Here is a 21,730-nt window from a genome sequence, read left to right on the forward strand (position 1 = left end):
TATATACCTCCGTCGCGACCGATCAGAAACGGTCCAGATCAATATCAATGCCCAGTGAGCGGATTTCTTTCACCAACACGTTGAAAGATTCCGGCATGCCGGCATCAATGGTGTGATCACCCTTGACCAGATTCTCGTACACCTTGGTTCGACCATTCACGTCATCCGACTTCACGGTCAACATTTCCTGCAGCACATACGATGCGCCATAGGCTTCCAGTGCCCACACTTCCATTTCACCAAAACGCTGACCACCGAACTGGGCCTTACCACCCAATGGCTGCTGGGTCACCAGCGAGTAAGGTCCGGTTGAACGGGCGTGCATCTTGTCATCCACCAAGTGGTGCAGCTTCAGCACATGCATGTAACCCACGGTGACCTTGCGGTCGAAGGCGTCGCCTGTGCGGCCATCAAACAGGGTGATCTGGGTTTTGTGATCGTTAAAACCCAACGCCTGCATGCGCGGATCATCGCTGGGATAAGCCAGTTCCAACATGTCGAGAATGTCTTTCTCGTTGGCACCGTCAAACACCGGCGTGGCAAACGGCATGCCCTTGGACAGGTTCTTGCCCATGTTGATGATTTCATCATCGGTCATGGAATCCAGGTCCACAGGCGTACCGGTGCTGTTGTACACCTTGGCCAGGTATTCGCGCAGACGAGCCACTGCATTTTGCTGCTGCAGCATTTCGCCAATGCGGTCACCAATGCCTTTGCCGGCCCAACCCAGGTGGGTTTCCAGAATCTGGCCCACGTTCATCCGGGATGGCACACCCAACGGGTTCAGCACGATGTCCACAGGACGGCCATCGGCCATGTGCGGCAGGTCTTCCACGGGAACAATCTTGGAAACCACACCCTTGTTACCGTGACGGCCGGCCATCTTGTCACCGGGCTGCAGACGACGCTTCACGGCCAAGTAAACCTTGACCATCTTCAACACGCCTGGGGGCAACTCATCGCCTTGCGTCAGCTTCTTGCGTTTCTCTTCAAACGCCAAGTCAAACTGGTGGCGCTTGTCTTCGATGGACTTCTTCAGGGTTTCCAGCTGATTGGCGGCTTCTTCATCGGCCAAGCGGATGTCGAACCAGTGGTGACGATCCACCTCGCTCAAATACTCCGCCGCAATCTTGGTGCCCTTGGACAGTTTGCCTGGACCACCATTGGCGACCTTACCCACCAGGAAACGCTCAATACGGCTGAAGGTGTCAGCCTCCACAATACGCATTTGGTCGTTCAGGTCGAGGCGGTAGCGCTTCAGTTCATCGTCAATGATGGACTGGGCGCGCTTGTCGCGAACGATGCCCTCACGGGTGAACACCTGAACGTCGATGACAGTCCCGGTCATGCCAGAAGGCACGCGCAGGGAAGTGTCTTTCACGTCCGACGCTTTTTCACCAAAGATGGCTCGCAGCAATTTCTCTTCGGGTGTCAGTTGGGTTTCACCCTTGGGCGTCACTTTACCGACCAACACGTCACCGGCCTGCACTTCGGCACCGATGTAGACAATGCCGGAGTCGTCCAGACGTGTCAGTTGGGCTTCAGACAGATTGGAAATGTCGCGGGTGATTTCTTCGGAACCCAACTTGGTATCGCGCGCCACCACCGACAGTTCTTCGATGTGGATGGAGGTGTAGCGGTCTTCGGCCACCACACGCTCGGAAATGAGGATGGAGTCTTCGAAGTTGTAGCCGTTCCAGGGCATGAACGCGACCAGCATGTTTTGGCCCAGGGCCAATTCACCAAGGTCGGTGGAGGCACCATCGGCGATCACATCGCCACGGGCGATGATGTCACCGCGGTTCACGATGGGACGCTGGTTGATGTTGGTGTTCTGGTTGGAACGGGTGTACTTGATCAGGTTGTAGATGTCGACGCCAACAGAACCGGGTTCAACTTCATCGTCATTCACGCGAACCACAATGCGGTTTGCATCCACGTAATCAACCACACCACCATGGTCGGCGGTAATCACGGTGCCAGAGTCAACCGCCACGGTTCGCTCAATGCCAGTACCGGCAAAGGGCTTTTCGGGGCGCAAACAAGGCACGGCCTGACGTTGCATGTTCGCACCCATCAAGGCACGGTTCGCATCATCATGTTCCAGGAACGGAATCAAGGAGGCAGCCACAGACACGATCTGGCCTGGCGCAACGTCCATCAACTGCACACCCGATGGATCCATCAATTCGAATTCACCGGCCACGCGGCAGGACACGAGATCGCCCACCAAGCGCTTTTTCTCGTCGACTTCGGCGTTGGCCTGAGCGATGACGTAGCGGCCTTCTTCAATGGCAGACAGGTAAACGATTTCATCGGTAACCACGCTGTTTTCCACCTTGCGATACGGTGTTTCGAGGAAACCGTATTCGTTCAAGCGGGCGAACATCGCCATGGAGTTGATCAAACCAATGTTGGGACCTTCCGGTGTTTCGATTGGACAAACACGACCGTAGTGGGTGGTGTGGACGTCTCGAACTTCAAAGCCGGCGCGCTCGCGGGTCAGACCACCTGGGCCCAATGCAGATACACGGCGTTTGTGCGTGATCTCTGACAAGGGGTTGGTCTGATCCATGAACTGGGACAGCTGGGACGAACCGAAAAATTCCTTGATGGCCGCAGAAATCGGCTTGGAATTGATCAGGTCATGCGGCATGAGGTTTTCAGCCTCGGCCTGGCCCAGACGTTCCTTCACAGCACGCTCAACGCGCACCAAGCCGGCACGGAATTGGTTTTCCGCCAGTTCGCCGACACAACGAACACGTCGGTTACCCAAGTGGTCGATGTCATCAATTTCACCGCGACCATTGCGCAGATCCACCAGAATCTTGATGACTGCCAGAATGTCGTCATTGCCCAAAACCATCGGGCCTTCAACTTCAGGACGACCCACGCGGCGGTTGAACTTCATGCGACCCACGCGAGACAAATCGTAGGAGTCTTCGCTGTAGAACAGGCGATTGAACAGCATTTCCACGGCTTCTTCCGTGGGCGGTTCGCCAGGACGCATCATTCGATAGATGGCCACACGCGCGGCCGTTTGGTCCACAGTTTCGTCGGTCCGCAGGGTTTGCGAAATGTAAGGACCCTGGTCCAATTCGTTCGTGAAAATGGTTTCGATGGACTTAACACCCGCATCACGGATTTTGCCCATGGCTTCTTCCGTGATTTCGTCGTTGGCGTTGGCCACCACTTCACCGGTGCTCGGATCGATGATGTTTTTGGCCAATGTGCGCCCAATCAGAAACTCTTCCGGGACGGAAATTTTTGTGAGGCCGGCCGCTTCGATGTCGCGAATGTTTTTGGCGTTGATGCGCTTGTCCTTTTGAACCAGCACCTTGCCCGCCTTGTCCACGATGTCAAACTTGGCCACTTCGCCCTTCAGGCGACTGGTCACCACATCCATCAAAGCGCCTTCGGATTTGATTTCGAACTGGTCGAATTCAAAGAAGGTGGACAGGATTTGTTCGTTGTTCATCCCGATGGCTTTGAGCAGGATGGTCACCGGCATTTTACGGCGACGATCGACGCGGAAATACAGGACATCTTTGGGATCGAACTCGAAGTCCAACCAAGAGCCGCGGTAAGGGATGATGCGAGCGGAGAACAACAACTTGCCCGAGCTGTGGGTTTTGCCACGATCGTGTTCGAAGAACACACCGGGAGACCGGTGCAGCTGAGACACGATGACACGCTCAGTCCCGTTGATCACGAATGAACCGTTGCGGGTCATCAGGGGCAGTTCGCCCATGTAGACCTCTTGCTCCTTCACTTCCTTGACGGTGGGCTTGCTGGCCTCGCGGTCCAACAACACCAAGCGCACCCGTGCGCGCAGTGGGGAACAGAAGGTCAGACCACGCTGCTGACACTCCTTGACGTCAAAGGCGGGCTCGCCCAACGCATACTGAACGAATTCCAGCCGTGCGTAACCATTGTGCGACACGATGGGGAACACAGACTGAAATGCAGCCTGCAACCCCTTGTCTGCCCGGTTCTCAATGGGCGTACCCAATTGCAGAAACTCGGTGTAAGAGTCAAGTTGAGTGGTGAGAAGGTACGGAACATCCAAAACTGGAGGCCGTTTCGCAAAGCTTTTGCGTATGCGTTTTTTCTCGGTGGCAGAGTAAGACATATTTTCTGTCCTGATGTCGAGCGGATTAAGCGATGGGCATGTGGTTGCACATGGCTTAACCAACTCAGTCGGGTTGATTCAAATCACAAACCAGAACTTCAAGCGCAAAAAGCCCGGAGGCAAAAACCCCCGGGCATTTGCAAAAACCGACATTATTTAACGTCGACTTTGGCACCAGCTTCTTCGAGTTGCTTCTTGATGTCCGCAGCTTCAGCTTTGGAAACGCCTTCCTTCACGTTCTTGGGTGCGCCGTCTACCAGATCTTTGGCTTCTTTCAGGCCCAGACCGGTGATTGCACGCACAACCTTGATCACGTTTACCTTGCTTTCGCCAGCGGCTGTCAGAACCACGTCGAATTCAGTTTTTTCTTCAGCAGCAGCGGCACCGCCACCAGCTGCAGGTGCAGCAGCAACAGCAACAGCTGCAGCGGCGGCAGAAACGCCAAACTTCTCTTCCATTTCTTTGATCAGTTCGGACAGTTCGAGTACGGTCATGCCAGCGATGGCGTCGAGGATTTCGGCTTTAGTTGCCATGGTATTTCTCCGGTAAAAAGTTTGATTCGGCTATCTTGAAAAATGTTATGCAGCTTGCGAGTCTTTCTGGTCACGCACTGCAGCCAGACCACGCACAAATTTCGTAGGCACTTCGTTGAGCGTGCGAACAAACTGAGCGATGGGGGCTTGCATGGTACCCAGCAATTTCGACAGAAGCTCTTCACGACTTGGCATGGTGGCCAGGGCCTTCACACCATTGGCGTCCATCACTTGACCGGGCATTGCACCGGCTGTGAGAACGAGCTTGTCGTTGCTTTTGGCAAAATTGACCAACACTTTGGCTGCTGCAACGGGGTCAGCACTGATCCCGTAAATCAGCGGACCGGCCATTTTGTCGGACAGCGCCTCGAAAGGCGTTCCAACAACGGCACGGCGGGCCAATGTGTTTTTCAAAACACGCAGATAAACACCTGCTGCGCGAGCTTCCTTGCGGAGCTGCGTCACACTTTCTACAGACAGACCACGATATTCAGCAACCACGATGGCTTGGGCATTCACCAGCTCGGCAGATACCTCTTCAATCACGGCTGCTTTTTCTTGGCGATTTAAGGCCACGGTCTTTCTCCAAAAAGAAGCGCTTATTGCACTGTTAAAACAGGCGACCGAAATCAAGCTTTGAACTTGCATTCATTACTTTTCTTCGGGACCGCCATCTCGGTTGGATGGTTTTTTAAAACGCCGCCCAATACTGCAGGCATTGCTTCCAACGGTCTTTGACGACTAGGCCGGGTTGTTTGGAGGAACCCGGCACAGCCCAAAGTTTCTTACTGACCCAGCACGGAGGCTTGATCAACACGTACACCACCACCCATGGTGCTGGATACGGCAATTTTTCTCAGGTAAATGCCTTTTGACGAGGCTGGCTTGGACTTGTTCAGTGCTTCAACCAGCGCGCTCAGGTTGGACTTGAGCTGATCCACATTGAACGAGGCACGGCCGATGGTGCAATGAATGATACCGGCCTTGTCGGTGCGGTACTGAACCTGACCAGCCTTGGCGTTTTTCACGGCCGTGGCCACGTCGGGCGTTACAGTGCCGACCTTGGGGTTGGGCATCAAGCCGCGGGGGCCCAGGATTTGACCCAGGGTACCCACGATGCGCATGGTGTCCGGCGATGCGATCACCACGTCGAAATTCATGTTGCCAGCCTTCACTTCAGCGGCTAGGTCTTCCATGCCAACAATGTCGGCTCCGGCTGCCTTGGCCTCTTCAGCCTTCGCACCCTGGGCAAACACGGCCACGCGAACGGTTTTACCAGTGCCAGCAGGCAGCACCACAGAACCACGTACCAACTGGTCGGATTTGCGAGCGTCAATGCCCAGCTGAATGGCTGCGTCAACAGACTCATCAAACTTGGCAGTGGCAGTCTCTTTAATCAGCGACAGTGCTTGGTCGACAGGGTATACGGAATTGCGATCGATTTTGGCGCGGATCGCTTGTTGGCGCTTAGACAATTTTGCCATGTTACAGACCCTCCACCACGATGCCCATGCTGCGGGCAGAACCTGCCACGGTGCGAACGGCAGCTTCCAGATCAGCAGCGGTCAGGTCGGGCATTTTTGTTTTTGCGATTTCTTCAGCTTGAGCACGTGTGATGCTGCCTACCTTATCCATGTGAGGACGTGGGGAGCCTTTCGTGATCTTCGCTGCTTTCTTGATCAGTGTGGTTGCGGGCGGAGTCTTCATGATGAACGTGAAGGACTTGTCCGCAAACGCAGTGATCACCACAGGAATGGGCAGGCCAGGTTCCAAACCTTGGGTTTGGGCATTGAAGGCCTTACAGAATTCCATGATGTTCAGACCGCGCTGACCCAGCGCTGGACCAATGGGGGGCGAGGGGTTGGCTTTACCAGCTGGCACTTGCAGCTTGATGAAGCCGATGATTTTCTTGGCCATCTTTCTATCTCCGTGAGTTCAAACGCAACCGCAGTTGCTCCTCGTCTTGCCTACTGAACCGTTTGCCCTGCCAGCAATGAAAACAGGCGGTCTTAAAACATTTACCAAACGAACCAAGCCTGGTCTGGACACCCTTAAGGGCAGCACTCAAACTTTCTCGACCTGGTGGAAATCCAACTCAACTGGTGTGGCCCGACCAAAAATGGTCACTGAAACCCGCAGCTTGCTTTTTTCGTAATTCACTTCTTCGACGTTGCCATTGAAGTCAGCAAACGGACCTTCCTTGACACGCACCATTTCACCCACTTCAAACAGCACCTTCGGACGGGGCTTATCTGCACCCTCCTGCATCTGCTGCATGATTTTATCGACTTCTTTCTGCGAAATCGGGGTTGGACGGTTGCCCACACCACCCACAAAACCAGTCACTTTGGGTGTATTTTTCACCAAATGCCAGGAATCGTCGGTCATTTCCATTTCAACCAGCACATAACCTGGAAAAAACCGACGCTCAGAAATGGATTTTTGACCGCCCTTGATTTCCACCACTTCCTCGGAGGGAACCAGGATTTGGCCAAACAAATCAGAAATTTCAGAGCGATCGATGCGCTCCTGCAAGGCTCGCTGAACGCTTTTCTCGAGTCCCGAGTAGGCGTGCACGACGTACCAGCGTTTTGCCATTATGTTGTCCATCCCAAAATCACGTCGTAAAACAACCACTCGAGCGTTTTATCGACTGCAAGCAAATAAATGGCCATGATGAGCACGAAGCCAAACACCACGGCGGTCATCTGCATGCCTTCCTTGCGCGTGGGCCACACCACACGCTTGGCTTCATTGACGGCGTCTTTGGCAAATGCCGCAAACTGCTTGCCGGTTTGAGACACCAAAAAACAGGCCACAGCAAGACCAACACCCAACACCACCACGCCCAATCGGACGAAAAAGTCTTGCGTGGATAAAACTTGATAGGCCACCGCACCACCAATCGCGAGGACGATGGACAAGCCCAGCAAAGCTTTGTCTTTGCCGGTAGAGACCGTTTGGATGTCGTTTTGCGCCATGTTCTTAAAATGTAAGCCGCCGCTGATGTTATTCAGCGGCGACACTCCTACCAAATTTGGCAGGGCAAGAGGGAATCGAACCCCCAACCTTCGGTTTTGGAGACCGACGCTCTGCCAGTTGAGCTATTGCCCTAAAGAGATTACTTCGTAATCTTGGCAACCACGCCGGCGCCCACTGTGCGGCCGCCTTCACGGATCGCAAAGCGCAGACCTTCTTCCATCGCGATCGGGGCAATCAGCTCCACGTTGATGGACACGTTGTCACCTGGCAACACCATCTCTTTGTCAGCTGGCAGGCTGATCGAGCCAGTCACGTCCGTTGTACGGAAGTAGAACTGGGGACGGTAGTTGTTGAAGAATGGTGTGTGACGACCGCCTTCTTCCTTGGACAGCACATACACCTCAGCGGTGAAGCCTGTGTGTGGCTTGATTGAACCGGGCTTGCACAGCACTTGGCCACGCTCCACTTCTTCACGCTTGGTACCGCGCAGCAGTACACCCACGTTGTCGCCCGCTTGACCTTGGTCCAGCAGCTTGCGGAACATTTCCACACCAGTACAAGTGGTCTTGACCGTGTCTTTGATACCCACGATTTCGATTTCTTCGCCAACCTTCACAACGCCACGCTCGATACGGCCTGTTACCACGGTACCGCGACCGGAGATGGAGAACACGTCTTCGATGGGCATCAGGAATGCGCCGTCCACCGCACGCTCGGGCGTGGGGATGTAGCTATCCAGGGCTGCGGCCAGGGCCTTGATGGCACCTTCGCCCAGCTCGCCCGCGTCGCCTTCCAGGGCCAGCTTGGCCGAACCCTTGATAATGGGCACGTCGTCGCCTGGGAAGTCATAGGAAGACAGCAATTCGCGCACTTCCATTTCAACCAGTTCCAGCAGCTCGGCGTCGTCCACCATGTCGCACTTGTTCAGGAACACGATGATGTAAGGAACACCCACCTGGCGGGCCAGCAGGATGTGCTCACGAGTCTGGGGCATGGGGCCGTCAGCGGCCGAGCACACCAGAATCGCGCCGTCCATCTGCGCTGCACCAGTAATCATGTTCTTTACATAGTCAGCGTGACCTGGACAGTCCACGTGGGCGTAGTGACGTGTTTCTGTCTCGTACTCAACGTGTGCTGTGTTGATGGTAATACCACGGGCCTTTTCTTCAGGAGCCGCATCAATCTGGTCGTAACCCTTGGCTTCACCACCAATCAGGCGCGCCAACACCGTTGTGATCGCCGCTGTCAGTGTCGTCTTGCCATGGTCCACGTGACCAATCGTTCCAACGTTTACGTGCGGCTTCTTACGCTCAAACTTTTCTTTTGCCATGACGACCTCGATGCAAGCACCCAAAGCGGCGAGTGCGGAGTGTTAACAATAACTTGGTGCTCATGGGCAGGATCGAACTGCCGACCTCTCCCTTACCAAGGGAGTGCTCTACCACTGAGCCACATGAGCAACTATCTTTAAAAGCCTGGAGCGGGTGAAGGGAATCGAACCCTCGTCTTAAGCTTGGAAGGCTTCAGCTCTACCATTGAGCTACACCCGCACACCTTGCACAACCCGAAGGCCGCGCTCGGTTAAACTGCTTGAATTCTTGGTGGAGAGAGCTGGATTCGAACCAGCGTAGGCGTACGCCAACAGATTTACAGTCTGCCCCCTTTAGCCACTCGGGCATCTCTCCAAAAGAGAACCCCGGATTATGTCTTTAATTTTGAGTACCGTCAAGCCTTATGCCCCGCTTTCTACCGCCTTTCCGTCTTTTTTGTATTTTGGTTTTGGGTTTTTCCAGCGGGTTGCCGCTGGCGCTGACCGGCAGCACATTGCAGGCCTGGCTAACCGTCGAAGGCGTGGACATCAAAACCATTGGTTTGTACGCGGTGGTGGGATTCCCCTACACCTACAAATTTATTTGGTCACCTCTGCTGGATTACATCAACCCACAGATGTTTGACCAGCGGCGCGGCTGGATAGTCTGGATGCAACTGGCTTGCGCCGGCCTCGTGGCTGCCCTGGCTTTTGTGGACGCCCATTCAGCTTGGACTGTGGCTGCTGTGGCTGTGGCCATTGCATTTTGCTCGGCCACACAGGACATGGCCATTGATGCCTACCGAACCGATGTATTGCCCGCCGAGGAACGTGGCTTGGGTGCGGCTTACTATGTGACTGGCTACCGCGTGGCCATGTTGGTGTCGGGTGGGTTGGCTCTGATTTTGGCTGGAGAGTGGCTGGGATGGCGTGGCACCTACCTGATGATGGCTGCACTGATGGCGCTGTGCGCAGTACTCTCGGCGTTCAGCCCGAGCCTGAACACCACAGACGACGATAAACCCGCCAAGAAAGCTTTACTGGACATCGTGAAGCAGTCGGCCCGCGACTTTTTGCGAAAGGACGCCGCCTGGGGAGTGCTGCTACTGATCGTGCTCTACAAAATTGGGGATGCATTTGCGGGCTCGCTGACCACCGCGTTTTTGCTCAAGGGTTTGGGATTCACGCTCACCGAGGTGGGGGTCGTCAATAAAACGGTCAGCTTGATTGCAACCTTGCTGGGCGCCTTTCTGGGCGGGCATCTGATGAAGCGCCTGGGGCTTTACCAGTCACTGATGTTGTTTGGGATTGCTCAGGCTTTGTCGAACCTGACGTTCTGGGGCCTGTCGGTAACCCCGCCATCCATTGAAACCATGGGTGTGGCGGTTTTTATCGAGAACCTGTGCGGCGGCATGGGCACTGCAGCCTTTGTGGCGCTGCTGACCAGCCTGTGTACCCGGGAATTTTCGGCAACGCAATATGCACTGCTGTCGTCGTTGGCGGCCGTGGGCCGCGTTTACTTGAGCGCACCGGCGGGTTATGTGGTGGCCAGCTTTGGATGGAGTACGTTTTTCGTCCTGTCTACCGTGGCGGCAGTACCAGGCTTACTGGCCCTGTTTTTCCTTCGTGCGAGCCTCCAAAAACTGGCGCGGTGAGCAATTGCGCCATTTTTGAAATGCGTGGATAAAGGCCGAGGTGGATGCATAGCCCAGACGGGCCGACACTTCAGATACGCTTAGACCAGTGGACAGGAGCAGCTCTTCGGCCATGGTTTGCCGAACTTCGGCCAGCAGATCCCGAAATGTGGTGCCCTCATCGGCCAGCCGCCTGCGCAGCGTGCGCTCGGTCATGAAATGATCACTGGCAATTTGAGCCAGGCTCGGGGAACTGGCGATGTTGGCCAGCAGCTTGTTGCGAATCCAAGCCGAGGTGCCACCGCGCTGCTTGCGAAGGGACAGCAATTGTTGCATTTGCCCTTCATACAACGCAGCACTGGCGTGACTGCCTTTGGGCAGGGCAATGTCCATGGTCGACACATCAAATGCGACGCGCGAAACAGGGGCACCAAACGTTGGTACACGACCAAAGATGGCTTCGTAACGCCCCAGCTCACAGCTGGGCTGGTGCGCAAACTCGACCAGCTTCAATGGCATGGCCACACCAAACAATTCGCGTTGTATGACTTGCACAGCCGATGCGTCGCGCTCAATCACAAATGTACGAATGGCCGGCGGCAGACCATCGGCCCGCAGGGTGATGGCAGCCAAATCTTTTTCTTCAACAAACTCGATGCTGGAGAAGGCGTAGGTGAGATCCAGATAACGCAAACCCAAGTGGACTGCATCCCGAAACTTCGGACTGGTGATGAGCGCGTAACCCCAAATACCAAAGGTGGTAAGGTGGTATTCCAGGCCGGCCATCAACCCCAAACCCGATGTACCAGACTGCAAACGAACGAGATTGTGAATGACCTGCAGTTCTTGCTCGGGCGTGATCTCGAGGTGGGGGTCCTGCAACTGGGCCGGTGAAATGGCAGAGCCCGTGAGCAGCGCACTCAGCGGCGTTCCCAAGCGGGTGCCCAGCGTACACAGAATGTTCACGCTGACGACAGTACGACGAGCTTTGGTCGACTGATTCATGCAGGCTGGCTCAAGAGGTTTGTCGGCATGGGCATCCGGATGTCCGGAAATGTCAATTGTGAAACCATTCTAGCGAAGAATTTCTAGAACGTCTCCTCCTACACTGAACTTGGCACATTTGTTCAATAATAGTTTTGCCGCAAACCCCAAAAAATATCCGGAGACACTATTGAAAGCGCTGCTGAATGATTTTGGCCTGATGGGCCCCAGTTTTGACGAGCTGAAACGACGTCACGCACTGCCCAGTTCACGCTGGGTGAAATGCATGGGTGTCGATGTCCATGTGAGCATCGAGGGTAGCGGGCCCGATGTGGTGATGGTGCATGGTTTTGCCGCCCACCTGCGAACATGGGATGACGTGGCCGCTGTGTTGGTGAAACAGTACCGGGTGATCCGGTTCGATCTGCCACCGTTTGGATTGACTGGCCCATTGCTGGATGCGCAGGGCGAGCCCCGCAAACTGGATGTGGCTTTTTATCAGGAATTTGTCGACACGCTGCTGGACACGCTGGAGATCCGCAAGTGCGTGATGATCGGCAATTCATTCGGCGGATTTTTAAGTTGGGACCAGGCGCAACGGCATCCTGAGCGCGTTCGCGGCGCTGTCTTGAGTGACGCAGTGGCGTACCAGCAACCCCTGCCGATTTACATTCAACTGTTCACCATCAAGCCGATTGCCTGGTTGACCAAACACACCATCCCTGGCTTTTTGCTGCGCATGGCCATCTCGGATGTCTACGGGGACAAAAGCAAAATTAAACCGGGTGTACTGGCCCGGTATCTGGATTTGTTCATGTACAAACCAAACCGTAGCGCTGTGGGCAAGATGGTTGGCGTGTTTACGGATGGGGAGCTGGGTGCTGATCGCCTGCCGAGTATTCAATGCAAGACACTGATTATTTGGGGCAGCGACGACCGCTGGGTAAAACCCGCCATGGGCGAGCAGATGCACAACGACATTCCCGGCTCGGAATTGAAGATGTACCGAGGCGTGGGCCATATTCCCATGGAAGAAATGCCGGAACGTTTTGCCCAGGACTGCGTGGCGTTTATTGAATCTCTGTCGATGGAAACCGTGTCATGAAAAACAAAGTGGTGTTCATTACCGGTGGCGCCCGAGGCCTGGGCGCAGGCTTGGCACAGCGGGTGGTGACATCCGGCGGGAAAGCGTTCATTGTAGACCTCAGCGAGAAAGCCGTGTTTGCGCAGATTGAAAGCCTCGGTAGTAACGCGGCGGGTTGCGTGGCCGACGTGACCAAACTGGGCGATTTGGAGCTTGCACTGGAGGCCTGTGCAACCCGCTTCGGCAAAGTGGATGTCTTGGTTGCCAATGCGGGCATTCTGAAAATGGGTTCGATTGAGAACATGGACCCTGCCGACTTCGATGCCGTCATGAAGGTCAACGTGACTGGCGTGTTCAACACGATTCGCGCTGGCATTCCGCACCTGCGAGACTCCCAAGGTTATTTACAGGTGGTGTCGTCTCTGGCAGCGGCCATTCACACACCGCTGATGGGCCACTATGCAGCCTCCAAAGCAGCGGTGGAAGCGTTGGCTGATGTGGCCCGACAGGAGCTGTCACTGGACGGCGTGGATGTGGGTTGTGTACACCCCACCTTCACCAACACGGCGATGATTCAAGAGACGAACGCGGGCGTGCTGTGGGGTGGACACAAGGGCGCATTTGCAGCCGTTGAGCCAGCCGAAGTGATTGATGCAATGTTCAAGGGCATTCAAAAGCGGCAACGAAAAATCATTGCACCCAAGCAGATTACGCCGTTGATATTGGCACCCGGTTTGTTCCATTGGGTGGCAGAACGGATTAGTCGCCTACAGGGCTCAGATGAAGCCCTGAAAAAATTTCAGCGAGAAGAACGTAAGAGCCGGAAAGGCAGAAAGCAGCCCGCATGAAGAAAATCAGGCTCATCGAATGAGCCTGATCTGAATTTATTCCACTGTTACACTCTTGGCTAGATTACGCGGCTTGTCCACATCAGTACCCTTGACCAACGCCACGTGATAACTCAACAACTGCAAGGGCAGCACATGCAAAATGGGCGACAAATGTCCGGCATGGTCCAGCAGCTTGATGACGTGAACACCCTCGGAGGACTCGATTTGGCTGTCGCGATCAGCAAAAATGTACAGCTCACCACCCCGTGCACGCACCTCTTGCAAATTGGATTTTAGCTTTTCAATCAAGGTATCTTTGGGTGCAACTGCCACCACGGGCATGTCGGCATCCACCAGCGCCAAGGGACCATGCTTTAATTCACCTGCCGCATACGCTTCAGCATGAATGTAGCTGATCTCTTTGAGCTTGAGCGCACCTTCCATGGCGATGGGATAATGCACGCCTCGCCCCAAAAACAATGCGTGACGCTTCTCGGCGAAATGCGCGGCCAGTTGTTTGATGTGCGGCTCGAGCGCCAGGATGTTTTGCATCGCTGAGGGCAAGTGACGCAATTGGGCCAGCAGTGTTTTTTCTTGATCCACCGCCAGTTGACCGCGCAACTTGGCCATAACCAATGTGAACGTGAACAAAGCGGCCAGTTGGGTGGTGAAGGCTTTGGTCGAGGCCACGCCAATTTCAGGGCCCGCGCGGGTTAGGAATTTCAGATTGCTGGCGCGGATGAGTGCGGACTCCGGCACGTTACAGATGGACAATGCATGCTCAACACCCATGTGCTTGGCATGCTCCAGCGCTGCCAGGGTATCGGCTGTTTCGCCCGACTGTGAAATGGTGATCACCAACGTGTGAGGAGCCAGTACGCTTTTGCGGTAGCGATATTCGCTGGCGATTTCAACCTGGGTGGGCACACCGGCGATGGACTCCAGCCAATATCGGGCTACAGCACCAGCATGGTAGCTGGTGCCACAGGCCAGAATGAGTATGTTCTGGATACCGGGCAACACTTGTGCCGCATCCACACCAAACAATTCAGGCTTCACGGCCGATGCATTGCTGACCATTTCCAGTGTGGCTGCAATGGCACCGGGTTGCTCGTACATTTCCTTTTGCATGTAATGCGCATAGGGGCCCAGTTCGACTGCATCGGCCGAAAGCTGGCTTTCGATGACCGCACGCTCAACCAATTGCCCCTGCGCATTGAACACACGCATGGACTGGTGAGTGAGTTCTACCACATCGTTTTCTTCGAGGTAGCTGATGAACTTGGTGTAAGCCACCAATGCAGAGGCGTCGGACGCCAAGAAATTCTCGCCCTGACCATGCCCCACCAACAATGGTGCACCGCGCTTGGCTGCAATGATGGTACCTGGCGAGTTGTCCGCAATCACGCCGATGGCAAATGCACCTTCCAACTGTGCCACCGTGGCCTGTACGGCCGCCAGCAAAGGCTTGCCGCTGACCAAGTGCTGGTGGGTCAGGTGTGCGATCACTTCAGTATCCGTATCGGACAGAAAGACATAACCTTGCGATGTCAATCGCTGCCGGACTTCTTCATGGTTTTCAATGATGCCGTTGTGAACCACGGTCACGGTAACGCCCTGGCCTTCGCTGATGTGCGGGTGGGCATTGCGTTCGCTGGGTACACCGTGCGTGGCCCAACGGGTGTGAGCGATGCCCACCCTGGCTTGCAAACCCTTTGCCGTGGTTTCCAATTCAGCCACGCGACCCACGCTGCGTGCCCGTTGAATGCGGTGGTCCACATCACCCTGCACGGCCAGGCCAGCGGAGTCGTAGCCTCGGTACTCCAGCTTTTTCAAGCCATCAATGAGCACAGGTACACAGTTGGTTTTGGAGAGCGCGCCGACGATGCCACACATGGTGATATTTCCTAACGTTTATTGGGGGGTGGAAGGCTTGGGGGCTTTGACTGGGCGCTTCCAGCCGTCGATGGTGACTTGTTTGGCTCGCGACACAGTGAGCGAGCCCTCGGGCGCGTCTTTGGTCAAGGTGGTGCCTGCGCCCAAGGTGGCACCGCGCTTGACTGTCACCGGTGCAACCAGCTGGGTGTCCGAACCGATGAAGACATCGTCTTCGATGATGGTGCGGTGTTTGTTGGCGCCGTCGTAATTGCAGGTGATGGTGCCTGCGCCCACATTGACCCGCTCACCGATGATGGCATCGCCAATGTAGGCCAGGTGATTGGCTTTGGAGGCTTTGGCAATCGTTGCATTTTTGACCTCCACAAAATTCCCGATGTGGACTTCGTCGGCCAATTGCGCCCCGGGGCGCAGGCGAGCATAAGGCCCGATGACGGCCTGGGCACCCACCGTGGCATCTTGCAAATGCGAGTACGCCTCAATGCGGGTACCTGCCCCAACACGAACATTGCTGAGCACGCAGTAGGGGCCGACACGGACACCTTCACCCAACTCCACCGTTCCTTCAAATACACAACCCACGTCGATAGACACATCGCCTGCGCAGGTCAGTTCACCCCGCACATCAACCCGGGCGGGATCGAGCAGTTGCACGCCCTGCGCCATCAGACCATCGGCCTGGTGCAATTGCCAAATTCGCTCAAGCTCGGCTTGTTGCTGACGCGAGTTCACGCCACTGACTTCCCAGGGGTAAACCGGTTGCGCAGTGTCAATGGGCACACCGTCCGCATGGGCCATGGCAATGATATCGGTGAGGTAGTATTCACCTTGGGCATTGTGGTTGTTCAAACGACTCACCCAGTGCTGCAGCAGCTCAGTTGGGCACGCCAAAATGCCAGTATTGATTTCCGTGATGGCGCGCTGGGCTTCCGTGGCGTCTTTTTGCTCCACAATCCCGACCACTTGGTTGCGAGTATTGCGAAGAATTCGGCCATAGCCGGTTGGATTGACCATGTGCAACGTCAGGAGGCCCACATGGCCTTGCTGCGCAGCCTGAATCAATGGTTGCAGGGAGTGCGCCTGAATGAGTGGCACATCGCCATACAGGATCAGGGTGACGGGGTGGTTGGCCAGTTGTTGAAGAGCGCACTGCACTGCATGCCCGGTGCCCAGCTGGTCTGCCTGCAATGCATACTGAAGCTCACTGAACGAGCCCAGGTGTTGCTCGACCGCGGCAGCACCATGCCCCACCACCACAACCAGGTGTGCCGGCGTTTGCGAGGTGCCCAAGTGGCGTGCGGTGCGAACCACCCGTTCGACCATGGATTGACCGGCCACTGCATGAAGCACCTTGGGCCGTGTCGATTTCATGCGCGTGCCTTTGCCGGCAGCAAGAATCAGTACATTCATGAATGAATTGAATACATCAAAATACAGCGTTAGAAAAATAGCGCCAGCACACCGGTGTAACCGTACAGCGCACCCTTGAATATTTCGCCATTGGCTGAAAAACCCACCAGCGGAATATCGCCCAGTTGCTCACGCACAATTTGCTGCTCGACACCCTGCTGCCCAAACAGCGCCGCACCCCGGCCATTGCAAGCAATGTACAGCGCGCCGCGGGGCTTGCGCTGAGAAATGATTCCAGAAAACCCCGCCGCTTGCAGTTCATTCAATCGGGGCGCAGGCGCCTCGAGATCTTCCCGCAGTTCAGCACACATGCGGGTTAAATCAATGCGGGCTGAACTTTCATCGCGGGTGCAAAAAGCCAGGTGATCGCCGATTTTAAAGTCGTCGGCCACGGCCAAAGATTTTCGACCAGGATCCATACCAACCACAGGACGAACCTTGAGTTGGTGAGTTTCCACCTTGCCACCGGCAAAACCCTTGCGAAGAATGGATTGCGCATGGACCTTGTCTGTAATACCCACGAACAAGCCATGCGAGAACCGCTTGGCCAAGAGCTCGGTGGTGTGTTCAGCCCTGTTGTCTTCGATGGCCTCCGTGCTCAAGCCCAGGTCGTTGAGCAATACATCCAACGCGGGCTGGCCATCCAGCTCTTCGATGAAGTTGCCGCGAATGCCGGTGATTTCATGCTCACCGCCCACCATTTGCACGCCTTGCGTCATCCGCACTTCCAGTGGCACGCCATCGGCAAACACCACACCGGACACGCCGCCAGCCAGCGGCTCCAGGGCGATGTGCGATTTGGGATGGGCAGCACCAACCAAACCACCAAACACTTGGTTGCTGCTGACTTTGAGGCTGAAATCCTCCAGCAGGTCATCAATGTCTTCAGTCAGCGGATCCACGTGCACCAGCGCTGAGGCCATGGCATTCCGACCTGCGCCGTTCAAGGTTCCAGGCTTGGGTAAAGGTACTTTGCCTGAAAACACACGCACCGTGTCGCCAGGAAATTCCGTGAGCATGACCACCAGCGCTGGCTCCTGGTAATACTCCACACCACTGCTGCACACACCGATGGCAACTCCCCCAACCCATTGTTGAACACCTGTTCGCCGCTTCAGCCCGTCAATGATTGAGTCGAGATGCTCGGCAAACGGCTCCGTGACATAAACCAGACCCAATTTTTGTGGTCGTGAAGGGTCAGCGGCAAATTGTTCCAGTTGCATTTGGCCTTCCAACTGAACATGCACGAGTTCAAGCGCTTCGCGCCAATTGGGGTGTGTGGAATGACCAAAGCGAAACATCATGAACGGCTGCGGGTACGACGGGTGGTTGAACTGCTGGTTTTTTTGGCCGTGGTGCTGGCTCGACGTGGTTTGGTTGATGGTTTTTTAACAGCCGCCTTGGATTCGGCTGTGGCAGGATTTGCCTCCACCTGGGGCGTTGCGGGCTTCTCGGTCTCATTAAGGCCGGTGCCCGACATGGCAGCGGTGGCAACCTTGTTGAACTGCTCCTGCAGCAAGCCCCACCAGGCTGTGGCATTGGAAATGATGGCTTTGGATGATTCGTTGACCGCCTCGGGTTCAGGATCGGGCAACTTGGGCTCAATGGGTTTGGCTTTGGGCACCGGCGGCACAGTGGGTGAGACGGCTGCGGCTTGCATGGCGTTGCGGATCAATTCTTCGTTGACGGCTTGATTAACCTCGCTGCTGCGATCACCCAGCCCAAGATTGGAACCAAACGATTTAATGGTGGCAATGGTGCCGCGCTGAACTTCCAGGCCCTGAATAGTGGCGCGCAGCATGCTGAGGTTGACATTGAGCCATTGCTCAACTGCCTTCAGGTCGGAAATGCGTTTGTCCAGCTCATCAAGATCGGTGGTGGGACTCATCACACTGGGGATGGGAAGACTTCCCCAGATTTTCTTCACAAAATCGAAACCGTCTGTGACGGACAAGTTCGGAATTCTCCGGTTGGACATGTCTCCCCCCTTGGTGTGTTGAATCAGTGGCTGCGGATCATGGTGCCCACACCCTGGTCGGTCAACAGTTCGAGCAACAAGCAGTGCGGCACACGACCGTCGACAATGTGTACCGAGTTTACGCCACTTTTGGCAGCTTCCAGGGCACCTGCTATTTTTGGCAACATGCCGCCGGAGATCGTGCCGTCCGCGAACAATTCATCAATCCGCTTGGCGGTGAGACCCGTCAGCAGTTTGCCCTCCTTGTCGAGTACACCGGGGGTGTTGGTCATCATCACCAATTTCTCGGCTTTCAGAACCTCTGCAATTTTTCCGGCCACCAAGTCGGCATTGATGTTGTAGGCCATGCCATCCTCGCCGTAGCCAATCGGGGAAATGACCGGGATGAACGCATCGTCTTGCAGGGCTTTCACAATGGAGGGATCGATGGAGGCGATTTCGCCGACAAAGCCGATGTCGTGGAAGGTGTTGGGATCGTTCTGATCGGCCAGCTTCATTTTCCGGGCACGAATTAGACCGCCGTCTTTGCCAGTGAGGCCCACCGCTTTGCCGCCGTGTTCGTTGATCATCATGACAATGTCTTGCTGAACCTGGCCACCCAATACCCACTCCACCACTTCCATGGTCTCTGCGTCGGTAATCCGCATGCCCTGAACGAAAGTGCCCTGTTTGCCGATGCGCTTGAGTGCCTCATCGATTTGGGGGCCGCCGCCATGCACCACGATTGGATTGATGCCCACCAGTTTGAGCAACACCACATCATGGGCGAAGGACTTCTGCAATTCCACATCGGTCATCGCGTTGCCACCATACTTGACGACCACGGTTTTGCCGTGAAAGCGGCGAATGTACGGCAGCGCCTCGGACAATACCTTGGACTTGGTGGCAGAGGAGAGGATTTCGTTGCTCATGGACATTCCGGACAAAAAAATGGGGAGCGAAGGCCCAACCCGGAGGCGGACCGCAGTTCCCCATATTTTAAGTCAATGCCTGCCAGGGCATGCCCCAGTGGGCGATTTCTTACAGAATGAATTGTGCAAGATCTTCAGACCTGGCCGCCTCACCCAGACGGGCATCGACAAAGGCTGCGTCCACTGTCACAGCTTTGGCAGTGCCGTCTGCCTCGAACGCTACTTCTTCCAGCAGCCGCTCCATAACCGTGTACAGGCGGCGGGCACCAATGTTTTCTGTCTTTTCATTGACTGAAAACGCCACCTCGGCCAAGCGGTGTACGCCCTCATCCGTGAATTCCAGATCGATTCCGTCGGTGGCCAACAAAGCCTGATACTGACGGGTCAAACAGGCATCGGTGCTGGTGAGAATGCGCTTGAAATCCTCGACAGTCAGTGACTCCAGCTCCACCCGAATGGGAAAGCGTCCCTGCAGCTCTGGAATGAGGTCGGAGGGGCGGGACAAGTGAAATGCGCCGCTGGCGACAAACAGAATGTGATCAGTCTTGATCATGCCGTATTTGGTGTTCACCGTGGTGCCTTCGACCAAGGGCAACAAGTCGCGCTGAACACCCTGACGGGACACATCGGTGCCGCGTCCGTCGGCCTTGGTGGCAATTTTGTCGATTTCATCCAGGAATACAATGCCATCCTGCTCAACTCGAGAAATTGCACGGGCCCGAACCTCTTCTTCATTCACCCGCTTGGCCGCCTCCTCTTCCTGGATCACCTTCAGGGCTTCGGCCACTTTCATCTTCCGGGTTTTCTTTCGGCCACCCGACAAATTGGCAAACATGGACTGCAATTGACCGGACAATTCTTCCATGCCGGGTGGACCCACCACGTCCAGCGACGGTGCGGCCACCGCCACATCGATCTCAATCTCGCGCTCATCGAGTTCACCATTGAACAGTTTTTCGCGGAACTTGATGCGCGTGCGGTTTTCCTCCGAGTTTGCGGACTGGTCCGTAAAACCAAAGTCGCGGGCAGGCGGCAACAGGGCATCCAGCACTCGGTCGAATGCGGCATCCTTGGCTTGCTCAATCACGGCTTGCTGGGCTTCGTCGCGCACCTGCTTGAGCGCAATTTCGATCAGATCACGGATAATGGTGTCGACATCACGGCCCACATAGCCCACTTCGGTGAATTTGGTGGCCTCGATCTTGATGAATGGGGCATTGGCCAGGCGAGCCAAACGGCGGGCGATTTCTGTTTTGCCAACACCAGTGGGGCCGATCATGAGGATATTCTTGGGCGTGATCTCATGGCGCAACGGTGCATCGACCTGCATGCGGCGCCAGCGGTTGCGCAGGGCCACCGCCACAGCCCGCTTGGCAGCTGCCTGGCCGACGATGTGCTTGTCCAGCTCAGTCACAATGTGTTGGGGAGACAGGGTACTCATGGTTAAATGCTCACAGTGACTTATTTGGATTGGGCCGCACCCAACACCTCGATGGTGTGGTGCTGATTGGTGTAAATGCACAGGTCGCCTGCAATCACCAGTGATTTCTTGACAATGTCTTCGGGTGCGAGGTCGGTGTTTTCCAGCAGCGCCTTGGCAGCCGACTGGGCATAAGCACCACCGCTGCCAATGGCGACAATGCCCTGCTCAGGCTCCAGCACATCGCCGTTGCCAGTGATGATGAGCGAATGGTCTTCATCGGCCACCGCCAGCATGGCTTCCAGGCGGCGCAGCATGCGGTCGGTGCGCCATTCTTTGGCCAACTCCACCGCTGCGCGCAGTAAGTGCCCGGAATGCTTTTCAAGCTGGGCCTCAAAGTGCTCAAAGAGCGTGAACGCGTCAGCAGTTCCACCCGCAAACCCGGCGATGATCTTGTTGTGGTGCAGGCGACGGATTTTGCGGGCTGAACCCTTCACCACGATGTTGCCCAGCGTGACCTGACCGTCGCCACCGATGGCCACATGTTTGCCGCGACGCACCGACAGAATGGTGGTTCCGTGATATTGCTCCATGTCATTCCTTGTTGTAGGGCCGCAATTGCGCCGC

Annotated in this window: 19 protein-coding genes and 4 tRNA genes; 3 read left to right on the forward strand and 20 right to left on the reverse strand. The window is 55.6% G+C overall.

Going from position 1 to position 21,730, the window contains the following annotated elements:
• Positions 1 to 22: 22 nt before the first annotated feature.
• The 12 genes from rpoB to NQT62_RS02825 all read right to left on the reverse strand — a co-directional run bounded on the left by rpoB (position 23) and on the right by NQT62_RS02825 (position 9,332).
• The gene (rpoB, locus tag NQT62_RS02770) at positions 23 to 4,132 is read right to left on the reverse strand and encodes a DNA-directed RNA polymerase subunit beta (protein WP_256763042.1); all 4,110 of its coding nucleotides are present in this window, start codon (positions 4,130 to 4,132) and stop codon (positions 23 to 25) included.
• A 152-nt stretch (positions 4,133 to 4,284) separates the two neighbouring features.
• Positions 4,285 to 4,665 (reverse strand): 50S ribosomal protein L7/L12, encoded by a 381-nt coding sequence (gene rplL / locus NQT62_RS02775; protein WP_256763043.1) that lies wholly within the window; start codon positions 4,663 to 4,665, stop codon positions 4,285 to 4,287.
• Positions 4,666 to 4,710: 45 nt separating this feature from the next.
• Positions 4,711 to 5,241 carry a 50S ribosomal protein L10 gene (rplJ, locus tag NQT62_RS02780; RefSeq protein WP_256763045.1) on the reverse strand — a complete coding sequence of 177 codons (531 nt, stop codon included), beginning with the start codon at positions 5,239 to 5,241 and terminating at the stop codon, positions 4,711 to 4,713.
• A gap of 209 nt (positions 5,242 to 5,450) precedes the next feature.
• On the reverse strand, positions 5,451 to 6,149 hold the full coding sequence (rplA, locus tag NQT62_RS02785; RefSeq protein ID WP_256763046.1) for a 50S ribosomal protein L1: 699 nt from the start codon (positions 6,147 to 6,149) through the stop codon (positions 5,451 to 5,453).
• Position 6,150: 1 nt separating this feature from the next.
• On the reverse strand, positions 6,151 to 6,582 hold the full coding sequence (rplK, locus tag NQT62_RS02790; RefSeq protein ID WP_256763047.1) for a 50S ribosomal protein L11: 432 nt from the start codon (positions 6,580 to 6,582) through the stop codon (positions 6,151 to 6,153).
• A gap of 147 nt (positions 6,583 to 6,729) precedes the next feature.
• On the reverse strand, positions 6,730 to 7,263 hold the full coding sequence (gene nusG / locus NQT62_RS02795; RefSeq protein ID WP_256763048.1) for a transcription termination/antitermination protein NusG: 534 nt from the start codon (positions 7,261 to 7,263) through the stop codon (positions 6,730 to 6,732).
• Positions 7,263 to 7,646 carry a preprotein translocase subunit SecE gene (secE, locus tag NQT62_RS02800; RefSeq protein ID WP_256763049.1) on the reverse strand — a complete coding sequence of 128 codons (384 nt, stop codon included), beginning with the start codon at positions 7,644 to 7,646 and terminating at the stop codon, positions 7,263 to 7,265. The genes nusG and secE overlap by 1 nt, the downstream gene beginning before the upstream one ends.
• Positions 7,647 to 7,703: 57 nt before the next feature.
• Positions 7,704 to 7,779 (reverse strand) — tRNA-Trp (locus tag NQT62_RS02805).
• A 7-nt stretch (positions 7,780 to 7,786) separates the two neighbouring features.
• Positions 7,787 to 8,977: an elongation factor Tu gene (gene tuf / locus NQT62_RS02810; protein WP_256763037.1), complete on the reverse strand. Its 1,191-nt coding sequence runs from the start codon at positions 8,975 to 8,977 to the stop codon at positions 7,787 to 7,789.
• A 54-nt stretch (positions 8,978 to 9,031) separates the two neighbouring features.
• Positions 9,032 to 9,106: transfer RNA gene (locus NQT62_RS02815), tRNA-Thr, on the reverse strand.
• A gap of 17 nt (positions 9,107 to 9,123) precedes the next feature.
• Positions 9,124 to 9,197: transfer RNA gene (locus tag NQT62_RS02820), tRNA-Gly, on the reverse strand.
• Positions 9,198 to 9,246: 49 nt separating this feature from the next.
• Positions 9,247 to 9,332 (reverse strand) — tRNA-Tyr (locus tag NQT62_RS02825).
• Positions 9,333 to 9,381: 49 nt separating this feature from the next.
• On the opposite strand from NQT62_RS02825, the gene NQT62_RS02830 reads away from it, so the two are divergent.
• The gene (locus NQT62_RS02830) at positions 9,382 to 10,611 is read left to right on the forward strand and encodes an AmpG family muropeptide MFS transporter (protein WP_256763050.1); all 1,230 of its coding nucleotides are present in this window, start codon (positions 9,382 to 9,384) and stop codon (positions 10,609 to 10,611) included.
• Here the strand turns inward: NQT62_RS02830 and NQT62_RS02835 are convergent.
• Positions 10,561 to 11,595 carry an AraC family transcriptional regulator gene (locus tag NQT62_RS02835; RefSeq protein WP_256763051.1) on the reverse strand — a complete coding sequence of 345 codons (1,035 nt, stop codon included), beginning with the start codon at positions 11,593 to 11,595 and terminating at the stop codon, positions 10,561 to 10,563. The genes NQT62_RS02830 and NQT62_RS02835 overlap by 51 nt on opposite strands.
• A gap of 169 nt (positions 11,596 to 11,764) precedes the next feature.
• On the opposite strand from NQT62_RS02835, the gene NQT62_RS02840 reads away from it, so the two are divergent.
• Positions 11,765 to 12,679 carry an alpha/beta fold hydrolase gene (locus NQT62_RS02840; protein WP_256763052.1) on the forward strand — a complete coding sequence of 305 codons (915 nt, stop codon included), beginning with the start codon at positions 11,765 to 11,767 and terminating at the stop codon, positions 12,677 to 12,679.
• Positions 12,676 to 13,506, forward strand: a complete 831-nt coding sequence (locus NQT62_RS02845) for an SDR family NAD(P)-dependent oxidoreductase (protein ID WP_256763053.1) — start codon at positions 12,676 to 12,678, stop codon at positions 13,504 to 13,506. Before NQT62_RS02840 ends, NQT62_RS02845 begins: the two co-directional genes overlap by 4 nt.
• Positions 13,507 to 13,542: 36 nt before the next feature.
• Here the strand turns inward: NQT62_RS02845 and glmS are convergent, their stop codons facing one another.
• From glmS to hslV, 7 genes are all read right to left on the reverse strand, one after another.
• Positions 13,543 to 15,384 (reverse strand): glutamine--fructose-6-phosphate transaminase (isomerizing), encoded by a 1,842-nt coding sequence (gene glmS, locus NQT62_RS02850; RefSeq protein WP_256763054.1) that lies wholly within the window; start codon positions 15,382 to 15,384, stop codon positions 13,543 to 13,545.
• Between the two features lie 18 nt (positions 15,385 to 15,402).
• On the reverse strand, positions 15,403 to 16,794 hold the full coding sequence (gene glmU / locus NQT62_RS02855) for a bifunctional UDP-N-acetylglucosamine diphosphorylase/glucosamine-1-phosphate N-acetyltransferase GlmU (protein WP_256763056.1): 1,392 nt from the start codon (positions 16,792 to 16,794) through the stop codon (positions 15,403 to 15,405).
• A 29-nt stretch (positions 16,795 to 16,823) separates the two neighbouring features.
• The gene (locus NQT62_RS02860; protein ID WP_256763057.1) at positions 16,824 to 18,098 is read right to left on the reverse strand and encodes an FIST signal transduction protein; all 1,275 of its coding nucleotides are present in this window, start codon (positions 18,096 to 18,098) and stop codon (positions 16,824 to 16,826) included.
• Entirely contained in the window at positions 18,095 to 18,772 is a 678-nt protein-coding gene (locus NQT62_RS02865) for a PhaM family polyhydroxyalkanoate granule multifunctional regulatory protein (RefSeq protein WP_256763058.1), read from the reverse strand. Before NQT62_RS02865 ends, NQT62_RS02860 begins: the two co-directional genes overlap by 4 nt.
• A gap of 23 nt (positions 18,773 to 18,795) precedes the next feature.
• The gene (gene argB / locus NQT62_RS02870) at positions 18,796 to 19,683 is read right to left on the reverse strand and encodes an acetylglutamate kinase (RefSeq protein WP_256763059.1); all 888 of its coding nucleotides are present in this window, start codon (positions 19,681 to 19,683) and stop codon (positions 18,796 to 18,798) included.
• A 109-nt stretch (positions 19,684 to 19,792) separates the two neighbouring features.
• The gene (gene hslU, locus NQT62_RS02875) at positions 19,793 to 21,124 is read right to left on the reverse strand and encodes an ATP-dependent protease ATPase subunit HslU (RefSeq protein WP_256763060.1); all 1,332 of its coding nucleotides are present in this window, start codon (positions 21,122 to 21,124) and stop codon (positions 19,793 to 19,795) included.
• A gap of 20 nt (positions 21,125 to 21,144) precedes the next feature.
• Positions 21,145 to 21,696, reverse strand: a complete 552-nt coding sequence (gene hslV / locus NQT62_RS02880; protein ID WP_256763061.1) for an ATP-dependent protease subunit HslV — start codon at positions 21,694 to 21,696, stop codon at positions 21,145 to 21,147.
• Positions 21,697 to 21,730: the final 34 nt, after the last annotated feature.

This window comes from Limnobacter humi (assembly GCF_024518835.1).
Classification (GTDB): Bacteria; Pseudomonadota; Gammaproteobacteria; order Burkholderiales; family Burkholderiaceae_B; genus Limnobacter; species Limnobacter humi.